This is a genomic window from Amycolatopsis sp. WAC 01375 (genome assembly GCF_003947325.1).
Classification (GTDB): Bacteria; Actinomycetota; Actinomycetes; order Mycobacteriales; family Pseudonocardiaceae; genus Amycolatopsis.
Genome location: NZ_QHHW01000039.1, coordinates 154562 through 166437, shown reverse-complemented (window position 1 = coordinate 166437; position 11876 = coordinate 154562). Strand labels below are relative to the sequence as shown.

General features: G+C 67.4%; 12 protein-coding genes. 11 read left to right on the top strand and 1 reads right to left on the bottom strand.

Features of this window, described 5'->3' with window-relative positions; all coding sequences use genetic code 11:
- The 6 genes from DL991_RS28330 to DL991_RS28305 form a co-directional block, all read left to right on the top strand.
- Positions 1-1065: Ig-like domain-containing protein (locus tag DL991_RS28330; RefSeq protein WP_125787395.1), on the top strand; the 1065-nt coding region annotated here is incomplete at its 5' end.
- A 149-nt stretch (positions 1066-1214) separates the two neighbouring features.
- Complete coding sequence (locus tag DL991_RS28325) at positions 1215-1565, top strand: hypothetical protein (protein ID WP_125787394.1); 351 nt, start codon at positions 1215-1217, stop codon at positions 1563-1565.
- Positions 1566-2123 (top strand): SigE family RNA polymerase sigma factor, encoded by a 558-nt coding sequence (locus DL991_RS28320; RefSeq protein ID WP_125787393.1) that lies wholly within the window; start codon positions 1566-1568, stop codon positions 2121-2123.
- Positions 2124-2127: 4 nt separating this feature from the next.
- Positions 2128-2589: a hypothetical protein gene (locus tag DL991_RS28315; protein ID WP_233599041.1), complete on the top strand. Its 462-nt coding sequence runs from the start codon at positions 2128-2130 to the stop codon at positions 2587-2589.
- Positions 2590-2803: 214 nt separating this feature from the next.
- Positions 2804-4219 (top strand): MFS transporter, encoded by a 1416-nt coding sequence (locus tag DL991_RS28310; RefSeq protein WP_125787391.1) that lies wholly within the window; start codon positions 2804-2806, stop codon positions 4217-4219.
- A 9-nt stretch (positions 4220-4228) separates the two neighbouring features.
- A complete protein-coding gene (locus DL991_RS28305) occupies positions 4229-4813 on the top strand; it encodes a PaaI family thioesterase (RefSeq protein WP_125787390.1) in 585 nt (194 codons plus the stop codon).
- Between the two features lie 230 nt (positions 4814-5043).
- Here the strand turns inward: DL991_RS28305 and DL991_RS28300 are convergent, their stop codons facing one another.
- Positions 5044-7725 carry a tetratricopeptide repeat protein gene (locus DL991_RS28300; RefSeq protein WP_125787389.1) on the bottom strand — a complete coding sequence of 894 codons (2682 nt, stop codon included), beginning with the start codon at positions 7723-7725 and terminating at the stop codon, positions 5044-5046.
- A gap of 135 nt (positions 7726-7860) precedes the next feature.
- Between DL991_RS28300 and DL991_RS28295 the strand changes: the two genes are divergently transcribed.
- The 5 genes from DL991_RS28295 (at position 7861) to DL991_RS28275 (ending at position 11843) form a co-directional block, all read left to right on the top strand.
- Positions 7861-8613 (top strand): ESX secretion-associated protein EspG, encoded by a 753-nt coding sequence (locus DL991_RS28295; protein ID WP_233599040.1) that lies wholly within the window; start codon positions 7861-7863, stop codon positions 8611-8613.
- A gap of 300 nt (positions 8614-8913) precedes the next feature.
- Positions 8914-9180: a hypothetical protein gene (locus DL991_RS28290; protein ID WP_158634467.1), complete on the top strand. Its 267-nt coding sequence runs from the start codon at positions 8914-8916 to the stop codon at positions 9178-9180.
- Between the two features lie 197 nt (positions 9181-9377).
- Positions 9378-9794 carry a hypothetical protein gene (locus DL991_RS28285; protein ID WP_125787387.1) on the top strand — a complete coding sequence of 139 codons (417 nt, stop codon included), beginning with the start codon at positions 9378-9380 and terminating at the stop codon, positions 9792-9794.
- An 11-nt stretch (positions 9795-9805) separates the two neighbouring features.
- Positions 9806-10351 (top strand): DUF3558 family protein, encoded by a 546-nt coding sequence (locus tag DL991_RS28280; RefSeq protein ID WP_125787386.1) that lies wholly within the window; start codon positions 9806-9808, stop codon positions 10349-10351.
- 295 nt (positions 10352-10646) lie between these two features.
- Positions 10647-11843: a hypothetical protein gene (locus tag DL991_RS28275; RefSeq protein WP_233599039.1), complete on the top strand. Its 1197-nt coding sequence runs from the start codon at positions 10647-10649 to the stop codon at positions 11841-11843.
- Positions 11844-11876: the final 33 nt, after the last annotated feature.

Here is an 11876-nt window from a genome sequence, read left to right as displayed (position 1 = left end):
ACCAGTTCGGCGCCCGCGCCCGCCGAACTCACGTACGAACCCGCCGCGGGCGCGCAGGACGTCGCGCCGGGTCAGCCCATCAAGGTCAGCGTCGCCGACGGCACCCTCGACCAGGTCGTCCTGACCAATCCCGAGGGCAAGCAGGTCGCGGGTCAGCCGTCCGAGGACAAGAAGAGCTGGTCCACCACCGAACAGCTCGGCTACGGCAAGGCGTACACGTGGTCCGGCAAGGCCACCGGCACCGACGGCAAGCCCGTCGAGATCGGCGGAGCGTTCACCACGGTCAAGCCGCGCAAGCAGGTGGGCGCGAACATCAACGTCTTCGACGGCCAGACCTACGGCGTCGCCATGCCGATCACGCTGACGTTCCCGAGCAAGGTCACCGACAAGGCCTCGGTCGAGAAGGCGCTCTCGGTCGAGACCACGCCGAAGACCGAGGGGTCCTGGGCGTGGGTCCACGACGACACCTCGGTGCACTGGCGGCCGAAGGCCTACTGGCAGCCCGGCACCACGGTGAAGTTCAATGCCAAGATCTACGGCGTCAAAATCGGCGAAGGCGTGTACGGCAAGGAAGACCGCTCGGCGAGCTTCACGATCGGCCGCTCGCAGATCGTCAAGGGCAACACCCAGACCCACCGGCTCGTGGTGATCCGTGACGGCCAGCAGATCGCGGACTACGCGGCCAGCTACGGCCTCGACGCCGACCCGGGCCGCGTCACGCCGAGCGGCACGCACGTGGTGATGTCCAAGCACGACACGTACTCGATGACCAACGAGCGCTACAACTACGAGAACATCGTCGTGCCGTCCGCGGTGCGCTTTTCGACCAACGGCGAATTCATCCACGGCTACGCGCCGTCGATCTGGGCGCAGGGCAAGAAGAACATCTCGCACGGCTGCGTGAACCTGGCGCCGGCGAACGCCAAGGCGTACATGGACGGCGCGCTGGTCGGGGACCCCGTCGAGATCGAGGGCAGCACGGTGAAGATCAACCGGGCGCGCGACTACAGCGACTGGACCTACGACTGGGCCGAATGGTCCAAGCTGTCCGCTCTCGCGAGCTGAAGTACTTCCTTGGAACCGGGCGGCCGGAGACCTCCACGGTCTCCGGCCGTTCGTGTTGGTTGCCGTGCGCTGACTGGAAACTTCCGAAAACTCGATGCAACCGGTGCGGAGGCGGGACGCATGTCTAACGACGTGAGGCGCCGCGGCCAATGAGCGGCGCCCGGATCGAGGAGACTCTCTTGCGTACTCGTATCGCTCTTTCCCTCGGCGCGCTGCTGCTGGCGGGCGGCGCCGCCTTCGCGACCACGTCGCTCGCGTCGGCCGATCAGAGCGCCCCGTCGCCGACGGCCACCCAGGCGCCCCAGCCGACCAACGCGCCCACCGCGGCACCGGGCGAGCCGACCCGGGCCACCACCGCCCCGGCGCGTCCGGAGGCGGCCCCGCCGAAGACCAGCGCCGCCGTCGTGAAGCCGGGCGAGCACCGCGTGCCCAAGGCCGTTCCCGCCGGGCCGACCGGCGACCTGAACCTCCCCGCCGTCACCGAAGGAGCCGGTAACTAGGTGTCGCCGAGCCGCTCGTCGAAGACCGGGACGGGCTCGCCGTGGGACGGCGAGTTCGCCCGGTACTTCGACGAGCGCGCGCACAGCCTGCGTGCCACGGCGTACCTCCTGTGCGGGGACTGGCACCAGGCCGAGGACATCACCCAGGCCGCGCTGCTGAAGCTGTACCTGGCTTGGCCGAGGCTCTCCCGGCACGACGCGCTCGACGGCTACGCGCGCAAGATCGTGCTGCGGACGTTCCTCTCCGAGCATCGGCGGGTCTGGCGCAAACGAGAGAAGCTCACCGGCGACCTCCCCGACGTCGCGGGCGAGGCGGGCGGCACGGAGCAGGAGCTGCTGGTCAGGCATGCCCTGTCCGGCATCGCCCCGAAGCAGCGGGCCGTACTCGTACTGCGGTATTTCGAAGATCTCAGCGTCGAAGAGACGGCCGCGACGCTGGGCTGCAGCACCGGGAACGTGAAGAGTCAGAGCGCGCGGGGTCTGGCGACCCTGCGCAAGCGGCTCGGGCCGCATTTCAGTGAACTGGCCTTGAGCGGAGCGCACGACGATGGGAGGTGAGGAGATGGACGAGGACATCAAGGGCGTGCTTACGCACGGGGCGAGCGGTCCCCCGCTGGGTATCCGGGCGGCGGACATCATCGAGAAGGGTGGCCGGATCCGGCGACGACGCAAACGGCTGGCCGTGGCGGGCAGTTCGCTGGCGACGGTCGCGGTGATCGTGTTCGGCGCGATCGCCGTCGGTGGCCGCGGCGGTGAGGGGTCCGCGCCGGTCCAGCCCGCGGGCCCCGGCCTGTCGACCATCGCCCCGGCGCCCGTCTCACCGGCGCCTTCCGAAGCGACTCCTCGGCCGGCGGTCACTCCCGGGGAGCCGTCGTCCGCTCCGGTGACGCCCCCGAAGCAGGATCAGACGCGCACGACCCCCAAGTCCTCGCAGCCCGGTCGCACGACGACGGCCGTCCCTCCTCGTGGGCCGACACCGACGAAGGAACCGAGCGAGCCACCGACCGCGGTCACGACCCGCTGATCTCCTGCCCGGAACGTCCGATTTCCGAGTTGTGACCCAAAGTAATCGGAAATTCTCCGACCCCGGCTTCACCTGGTGGTTCATCACCGTTTCGGGGGAACGACCCTCGCACGACCGATCCAAAGCGCTGAATCAGCACGTTTGAACACCTACGGTCGAGGGAACAAACCCTCGACGATGGGTAAGTAAACGGGTGGGTCGGGAGGTCAAACCCATGGCCGAAGAGGCGCTGAGCGCGTCACATCAGGAAAAAGGGGAACCGGCGGAGGCCCCACCTGAACAGATCAGAAAGGCCGTCGCCGGAGCGGCGATGGGTAACTGCATCGAGTGGTACGACTTCGGTGTATTCGGCTTCATGCCCGCCATCCTGGGGCAAGTCTTCTTCAATGCTTCGAGCACTTCCGAAGGCGCGCTGGCGACCTTCGCGGTCCTCGCGATCACCTTCGTCGTGCGACCGTTCGGCAGCTTCGTGTTCGGTCCGCTGGGGGACAAGATCGGGCGCCAGAAGGTCCTCGCGCTGACGATCATCCTGATGTCCGGGTCGACGTTCATCATCGGCCTGTTGCCGTCCTACGCGACGATCGGCCCGGCCGCGGCGGTCCTGCTGATCCTGTTGCGCACCATCCAAGGCTTCTCGGCGGGCGGTGAGTACGGTGGCGCGGCGACGTTCATCGCGGAGTACGCGCCCGCCCGGCGCCGGGGTTTCTGGGGCAGCTGGCTCGAGTTCGGCACGCTCGTCGGCTTCGCGATGGGCGCCGGGTTCGTCACGATCTTCACCGTCGTCCTCGGCGACGAAGCCATGCGCGAATGGGGCTGGCGCCTGCCGTTCCTGATCGCCGGCCCGCTCGGCATCGTCGGTCTCTACCTGCGGAACAAGCTGGAGGACACCCCGCTGTTCCAGGAGATCGAGAAGAAGAACCAGGTCGAGAAGTCGCCGCTGAGGGCGCTGCTCAAGAAGCACTGGACGTCGATCCTGCACCTGATCGGCATCGTGGTGATGCTGAACGTCGCCGACTACATCGTGATCACGTATCTGGAGACCTACCTCAAGGACGTGGTCGGGTTCAGCGGGCACACGCCGTTGCTGATCATCCTGGCGACCATCGGGTTGATGCTGATCCTGATCGTGCCGGTCGGCATGTTGTCCGACCGCATCGGGCGAAAACCCATCCTGATCACGTGTTGCGCGAGCTTCCTGGTGTTGCCGATCCCGGCGTTCTCCTTGATGGGCGCGGCCGCGGACGACCAGAACGCCTGGCAGCTCATGCTCGGCCTGGTGATGATCGCGGTGCCGCTGGTGCTGATCCTCGCCGTGCTCGCGGCGACGCTGCCGGCGATGTTCCCGACGCAGGAGCGCTACAGCGGTTTCTCCATCGGCTACAGCGTTTCCACCGCGGCGTTCGGTGGCACGGCGTCGTACATCATCGGCAGCCTGGTGACCAATACGGGCGACAACCTGTGGCCGGCGTACTACTTGATGGGCGCGGCGGCGATCGCGGCCATCCCGATCCTGCTGCTGCCGGAAACCGCAGGGGTCTCGCTGCGCGGCATCGTGAACTCGCGGATCGCGCGGCGCCGGAAGCCGGAAACGGTCACTCCCGGCGATCCCTCCCAGCTACCCGCGAGTTAACGTCTGTCCATGAGCCGTATCTCGCAGCCGTGGCCGCCGGTCGAAGTCGAACCGGCGACCGTCCACCCGGAAGCCCCGAAGCAGGGCAGCCACCTCGGCATTCACTACGGTGAATGCTTCGGGTGCGGCGACGAGATCGAGGCCGGGCTCCACCTGCATTCGACGGTGGGCGAAGGGACGACGGTGTACTCGAAGTTCACCGTCACCTCCGCCCACCAGGGTGCGCCCGGCCTCGCCCATGGCGGCCTGCTGGCCTGCGCCTTCGACGAGGCGCTCGGCGCGACCGTCGGCAACCTGCTGCGCCGCCCCGCCGTCACCGGGAAACTGGAGACGGACTTCCTCCGTCCGGTCCCGGTCGGTTCGACCCTGTACATCGCCACGAAACTGGACGGCGTCGCCGGCCGGAAGATCTACGTCAGCGCCGACGGACGGCTCGACGCCGAAGACGGCCCTGTCGCGGTGCGCGCGCGGGCGTTGTTCGTCCGGGTCGAGTTCGAGCACTTCAGCACCCACGGGGATCCCGAGGCGCTGCAAAAGCTCGCCGCCGCGCACGAGAAGGCCCAGCGCGCCCGCGAGTGGGACATCAACCCGTGATATCTGTCGAGCGCTGACGAAAACTCGCTGCAGGGGCGTCGTGTCGTATCCACCTCAAGTTGTGGATGAAGGCGCCCCTCCATCGAGTTTTCGTGGCCTTCGGCCAAAAGAGCGCGCTCGACGGTGAAGTCTCCGTCGGGCGCGGGGCGCGCCCTTTGGGAGACCGTTCGGTTGCGAGCCTTGGGTTGCGAAGGTTCGGTTGTGAGCCTTGGTTGCGTTTCGTCTGCGTGCTAGGTGAGGGTGCGGGGGCGGATGGCGTTGGCCTTGTCGACGAGTTCGACACGCTGGTCGACCGTTCCGGCCAGCCGCGCCAACGTCCGGTAGCAACGCTCGAGCCCGAACCGCAGGTCTCGTTCGTCCAGCGCGCAGCCCAGCACCTTCGCGCCCGGCGTCGGCTGGTTCTGCGAGTTGAGCCAGCCGTGCGCCGCTTCGAGGACCTCCGCCGACAAACGCGTGCGGCGTTCGGCGTCGAGCTGCAAACGCTCCAGTCGCGTCGAGGCGTCGACGAGATCCCGCTCGGACACCATCACCGGGTCCTTGCCGCCGCCGTTGATCCTGGTCTTGATCTTGATCGCGGCCACCTGCGCGGCGACGTAGTGCGACGAGGACGCGGGGACGGCCTCGAGCACCTCGATCGCGCTGGCCCTGGCGCCCTGCGCGAGGTACACGCGAGCGAGCCCGAAGGCGGCGCTGACGTACGACCGGTCCGTTCGCCACACCAGCTCGTAGTAGCGCGCGGCGCCGAAGTAGTCACCGACCCCTTCCGCGCTGACGGCCAAGGCCAGCTTCGGCGCGATCTCGCCCGGAAGGTCGTCGTACACCGCTTCGAACGCGACGTGCGCGACGCGGGACCGTCCGCCGGCGAGCTCGATCAGGCCGCGGTACCAGTCGATCCGCCAGTCGTGCGGGAAACCCGCCTTGATCGCGAGGTACTGCGCGGCCTGCAACTGCCGCTGCGCCTCGACCAGCTCACCGAGCTCGATGCGGGCCCGGACGATGCGCAACCGGACCTCGATCGACTCACGCGGTGCCCCGGCCAGCGATTCGATCGCGCCCTTGGGATCGAGGGCGACGGTCGACGCGAGCACGCCCGCCGCCGGGTCGTCCGTGTCGACCTGCGGGATCGGCAGACCCGAGACCACCTCGCCCGGATCCGGCAGCGGCACGCTCCCGCCGTGCTCCGGAACGACCATGTCGACGCCGAACGTGCGGGTCTCCGGGCCGAATACGGTCGAAGCACCGGGGCGCGGTTTCCCCGTGCCCAGCGCCATGATCTCGCGGAGCACACCGGTCAGCTGGTCGGCCATCTCCTCGGCCGCGATGAACCGGCGGTCCGGGTCGGAATGCGTGGCGCGCTTCAGGAAGCGGTAGTACGAACCGAAGAGCGCGAACAACGGGACGACGTCCGGACCGGGCAAGGTCGTCTTGTACTTGCTGGTGTAGCCCGAGAATTCGAAGCTGAGGACGGCGAGCGTGCGGCCGACCGTGTACAGGTCCGATGCCACCGAAGCGCCATGGGTCGCCAGTTCGGGCGCGCTGTAGCCGGTGGTGAAGAACAGCGGGCTCTCGTAGTCGTCGACGCGGCGGACCGCGCCGAGGTCGATCAGCTTGAGCTGCTCGTGCGTCTGGATGACGTTGTCGGGCTTGAGGTCGCAGTACAGGAGGTTCTGGCTGTGCAGGTAGCCCATGGCGGGCAGGATCTCCAGCCCGTAGGCGATCACCTGGCCGATCGGCAACGGCTCCGGGCGCTTCGTCTCGCGGTGGTGCGCGAGCGCGAGCTGCCTCAGCGACTGGCCGCCGACGTACTCCATGACGATGTAACCGACCGAGTTGCCGGTGTCGCCGTCCGGATGCTGCACGAAGTTGTGGATCTTGACGATGTTGGGGTGCTCGACCTCGGCGAGGAACCGCTGCTCGTTCGCGGCGGCCGCCATCGCGGTGGCGTCACCGGTGTCGATGAGGCCCTTGAGCACCACCCAGCGGTCGCTGACGTTGTGGTCCTGCGCGAGGTAGATCCAGCCGAGCCCGCCGTACGCGAGCGCGCCGAGCACCTCGTACTGGCCGCCGACGATCTCGTTCGGCCGCAGCTTCGGGACGAAGGAGAACGGATTGCCGCACTTCTCGCAGTTGCCCTCTGGTGAACCGGGTTCACCGTCCTTGCCGCGGCCGACCTTGGCACTGCAGTTGCCGCAGAAGCGTTTCTCCTCCGACACCATCGGGTTCTCGAGGACCGCGGACGCCGGGTCGCGATACGGCACCTGCGGGACGTCGACGAGCCCGGCGCCGAGACGGCCGCGACGCGAGGTGCGGGACGACGTCCGGCGCGCGGTGCCGGGGAACGAACCCGTGCCCGTTCCCGTGCCGGTTCCGGTGCCCCGGCTGCCCGATCCGGTGCCGGTGCCGGTTCCCCTGCTTTCGCTGGACCGTTCGGGGAGGACGCTTTCCGTACCCGGGTCCGGCAGCGGTCCCGGACCGTTGTCGACGCGCGGCGTCGGCGGCATGATGCTCTGCGTCTCCGGCGTCGGCGAGGAGAGCACGCTGGTCGGCTGCGGCGCGTCGGCGGGCGCCTGCCACGCCGGGCGGACGACCTGGGTCTGCGGGCTCACCGGGGCCATGTCACCCGGCGGACGCGTCGGATCCTCGGCGCCGGGGATCGGCCGCTGCTGGCCGCGCGGCGGGGTCTGCGGACGCTGGACCGGCGCGTGATAGATCGTGCGCTCGGCGTCCTTCTCCGGCTCGGGCTGCTGCTTCGGCCGCGGAGGCTCGTTGAGATCGAGCCTGCCGGAAATGGACGGTTCGGGCGTTTCCCAGCGGACCGGCGCCGGCGGCGTCCAGGAGGCGGACTCCGCCTCACGATCCGGCGTGGCGTCGTCCGGCGCTGCGTGCCGAGGACGGCGCGGCTCTTCCGACACTGGTACCTCCCGAAATCCCCGCGACAGCGTCGTCTCTGATCCTAGACGTGAGCAGGCAGGTCGTGCCCGCGCCGGGTCGAACCCGCTACGGTGCGAGAGAGAACCGATTCAGCAGGTGATGAGGGGGAGGGACCGGTGCCTGCGTCATTTTCGATGTCGATGGCCCAGCTCGACGTCGTACTCGAAGAACTCGGGCTCGGCAGATTCGTGCTGCCCTACGAAATCCCGACCGTCGGAACCACCATCACGGAACGCGAGCGGCACTGCGAAGAAATCTGGGCCGAGCTGGCCGATCGAGGCTTCGCCCGCGACCGCGCACTGCTACGCGACTACGAACAGACGCTCCGGCTCTGGGCCACCGCGGATTTCGTCGTCACCATGGAGGCACACGAAGTCGAGCAGGACGCCGAATACCTCTACCGGGGCGCTTGGAACAGCAGTCTCGGCGTCGTGAGCCAGCAACGCGGATTCGACATCCTCTTCGAGCCGGTCTACCCCGAACAGGTCGTCGCGACCCTGCTCGGTTATCTGCCGTCACTCCAGCCGCTCCCCGGACGGGTGACGACGTCCAGCACTCTCCCGCCGTCCAAACGACCGGACGACCCGTTCGACGAGGACCCGGACAACCTCCGCCTCGGCGCCGCCGGCCGCTTCTTCGAACACCCGCTCGCGCGACTGGGCACGATCAGCCTCACCCTGCGCGACGACCGGGGCAAACCGCAGCAGAAGAGCGTCCAGTGGTTCGACAGCGTCCAGGGCCGCTTCATGCTCACCACCGACCGCTTCCCCGACGGCGAAGTCCGCCGCACGTTCACCCCGACGAGCGGCTCTCACCTGGCACGATGGGTCCACGACCTGGTCGAAGCCGCCCGCGTCGGCAGCGCGTGATCCTCGCCGGAAGGGCCGACACGATCACGAAGTCACGGCTCACGAGTTTCGTCGCGTTGCCGATCGCACTGACCCTCGTACTTTCAGGCTGTTCCTCAGAGAGACCCGGCAACGCCACACCGGTTCCTTCGCAGGGGGAACCCACGTCTGCTTCGCCGACTCCCACGGACGTATTCGAAGGGCTGAAGGCCTGCGACTTCTTGGAGCCAACGACCACTCCGAAGGGTTTCGACACACCGGTTGTGGAGACCTACGAAAAGTGACAACGGCTGCGCCTCACAGAAGCATGGGTTCGGCTCCGTGAGCATCTATCTTGTCCCGGAGGCAGGCATCGACCAGCTGTCACCGGGGCAGGGGAGCAAGATTCCCACGAGGGTCGGCAGCCGAGAAGCGGTCGAAATTCCCGGCGATGCGGGGAAGCAAGCGTGCACCGTGGCGATCGCCGTGACAAAGGGATCCCGGATGACGGCCTCGACCTCCCTGAACAAGGGAACCAACGAGGAAGCCTGCGCACTCTCAAGGGAAATCGCAACAGCCGCCGAGCCGGAACTACCTCGAGGGAACTGACTCCCGAGGAGGGACGACTCGACATCTTCAACAGCCGTGTCCAGGTCACAGCGAAGGAAACGAGCATCACAAGTCTGTCTGACGACGCGTTGCCACCTGGCACGATGGATCCACGACCGCCTCGACACTCGTGATTCCGCTGATATCGTGATCTGGCGAGCGCAACGAGTAACCAGGACTGGTGCAGGGGAGAGACCATGACTGACGGAGCGGGCGGACCGCCGGGCAACTTCTCGGACATCCTGGGCGACTTCTCGGCGCAGGCCGACGCGATGGTGACGGCGGCGAAGGAAGGGCGCTTCAAGGTCAGCGAAGAGGCCGGGGAGGCGTTGAAGACCGCCATCGACGACTACCTCGACGACTGGACTTTCAACCAACCGGAATTTCAGCGGCTCGCCGAAAAACCGAAGTTGGGGAACAGCCCCTACGCACAGCAAGTCGGCGACCATGCCGTCCTCGTCGCAGACGGCGACGAGCTGTCCGCCAAGACACAGCTGGACGCCTTGCGCGACGTTCTGAACCGTGCCAAACAAGCCATCGAGACCGCGAAGAAGAAATACCGCGAGCAAGACACGGTGGGCGCCGACCAGTTCAAGCAACTTCACGAGGACTGACGAGACATTTGATGGTCATCAAGAAACGTTTCATCGCCTTGGCTGCGACGCTGATTCTCGCGACAGTCGGTTGTTCACCGGAGCGCTCGGGTGTGGCGACACCGGCGCCGAGTCCGTCCACGAATCCGAGCTCGTCACCCTCCGGTTCCACCTCAGGGAACGTTTTCGGTGACCTCAAAGCCTGCGACCTCTTGGAACCGACGACCACCGCAAAGGGCTTTGACCCTCCGACAGTCGAGCAAGCCGAGAGTGACAACGGCTGCGCGACGCGCAAGAGGCGTTACGGATCGGCACGGCTCTATCTCGTAGCGGAGGCGGGAATCGAACAGCTGTCCGCTGGCCAAGGGACCAAGAACCCGACGAAGATCGGTGGCCGAGATGCCGTCGAAATCCCAGGTGACGCTGGCACTCAGTCCTGCACTGTGGCGATCGCGGTTACCCAAGGCTCCCGCCTGACGGCTTCTACCGGCCTGAACGAGGGTACGAACGAAGAAGCCTGCGCGCTCTCGCGGGAGATCGCAGAAGCCGCTGAACCGAAACTGCCTAGAGGCAACTGACTACGGAACGAGAGAGACCATGGTCAACGTCGGGCAAGACGACTTCGACAGCAAGTTCTCGGCAATGGGTAGCCCCGGCCGGACGTACGAGGCCAAGCGTTATTCGGACGCCTACAACGAGGTCAATGCCGGTCCCGGTGGCAACTCCCTCACTGCGAGACTGACTGCCGAACAGCAAGCGGGCCAGTACTCCGCAGAGCAAGCCGCATCGCTGACTCAGGGGCAACAGTTCCGTACCGGCCTCTCGCCGTCAGAACAGCGTTACGAAGCCATCCCACATGGCAACCTCAAACAGATGGTGACGGAAAATCTCGAAGCCGACGACATCGACCGGAAGGGGCAGCTCTGGAACAACCAGGGCAACTCCCTGAACACCTTCAGCAACGCCGTCCGTGACGCGATCGGCAAAGAGGGCGAGCACTGGCAGGGGGACGGTGCCAAGTCGGTCACCGACTTCTTCACCAACGTCAGCAAGTGGGCCGACACCGCGGGTGACGGCGCGTATCTCGCGTCCAACCGGTTCTCCCAGTCTGCGGCCGCGGCCACCACCGCGAAGAACTCCATGCCCGAAGAGGTCCCTTTCGACCGCAACACCGAGTACAAGAACGCCCTCGGCCAGCTCGCGTCGGGGAATTACGCGGGTGCGGTGGACACGGTCGGCAACATCTCGGCCAAGCAGGAGCAGTCGTTCCAGGCGCATCAGCAGGCCGCGCAGGTAATGCACACCTACGACCAGTCGCTCTTCGACGTCAATTCCAAGCAGCCCACGTTCGCTCCGCCGCCGGAGATGGGTGATTCGACGGCTGCGTCCGGGTTTTCCGGGGGTACCGAGGCCAAGGGCTTCAGTGGTGGGCCGGGGCCCAACAGTGGTCCTGGGCCTGGGACGCCGGGGCCGGGTGGTGGGCCGAGCGGGCCGACGCCGGGGCCGGGGATCACCACGGGCGGCGGGCACACCGGGGTGTCCGGGCCGAATCAGCCGTTCGGTGGGTCGCAGGGGTCGCTCCGGCCGGGGCCGACGCCGGGGCTGGCCGCGATGAACGGGCCTGGCCCCACCGGTCTCGGGCGGCTGGGCAGCGAGCAGTATCGCGGGAAGCCCGGCCGGACGCCGAGTGGGCCCGGTGGCAGTGCGGCGAACCGATTGACCAGTGGCGGGTTCGGGCGCAACGGCGGGTCGGGCAATGTCGCCGAGCGGCTCGCGGGCGGCAAGGTTTCCGCCGGTGACGCCGAAAAGCTCGCGGGCAAGGGCGGCGGGTCCGGGGCGGGCAAGCTGCCGGAGGAGCGCGTCACGCGCGGAGGTGCGGCCGCCGCGGGTAAGAGCGGCGGGCCGGGCGCCATGGGCGCGGGCGCTCCCGGTGGCAAGGGGCAGAAGGAAGAGGACAAGGAAAAGAAGGCCCCGAACTACCTGCAGGAGGAAGACGCCGACGTCTTGTTCGGCGGTTACGAAGGCGAGATGAAGCCGGTGCCGCCGGTGATCGGCGACAAGTCCCCGTAAGAAGAAGCGGGCCGTTCGGGAGCGGATCCCGAA

Coding starts and splice junctions, on each gene's coding strand:
- DL991_RS28325 (WP_125787394.1), top strand. CDS start 1,215: ATGAGCGGCGCCCGGATCGAGGAGACTCTCTTGCGTACTCGTATCGCT.
- DL991_RS28315 (WP_233599041.1), top strand. CDS start 2,128: ATGGACGAGGACATCAAGGGCGTGCTTACGCACGGGGCGAGCGGTCCC.
- DL991_RS28310 (WP_125787391.1), top strand. CDS start 2,804: ATGGCCGAAGAGGCGCTGAGCGCGTCACATCAGGAAAAAGGGGAACCG.
- DL991_RS28305 (WP_125787390.1), top strand. CDS start 4,229: ATGAGCCGTATCTCGCAGCCGTGGCCGCCGGTCGAAGTCGAACCGGCG.
- DL991_RS28285 (WP_125787387.1), top strand. CDS start 9,378: ATGACTGACGGAGCGGGCGGACCGCCGGGCAACTTCTCGGACATCCTG.
- DL991_RS28280 (WP_125787386.1), top strand. CDS start 9,806: ATGGTCATCAAGAAACGTTTCATCGCCTTGGCTGCGACGCTGATTCTC.
- DL991_RS28275 (WP_233599039.1), top strand. CDS start 10,647: ATGGTGACGGAAAATCTCGAAGCCGACGACATCGACCGGAAGGGGCAG.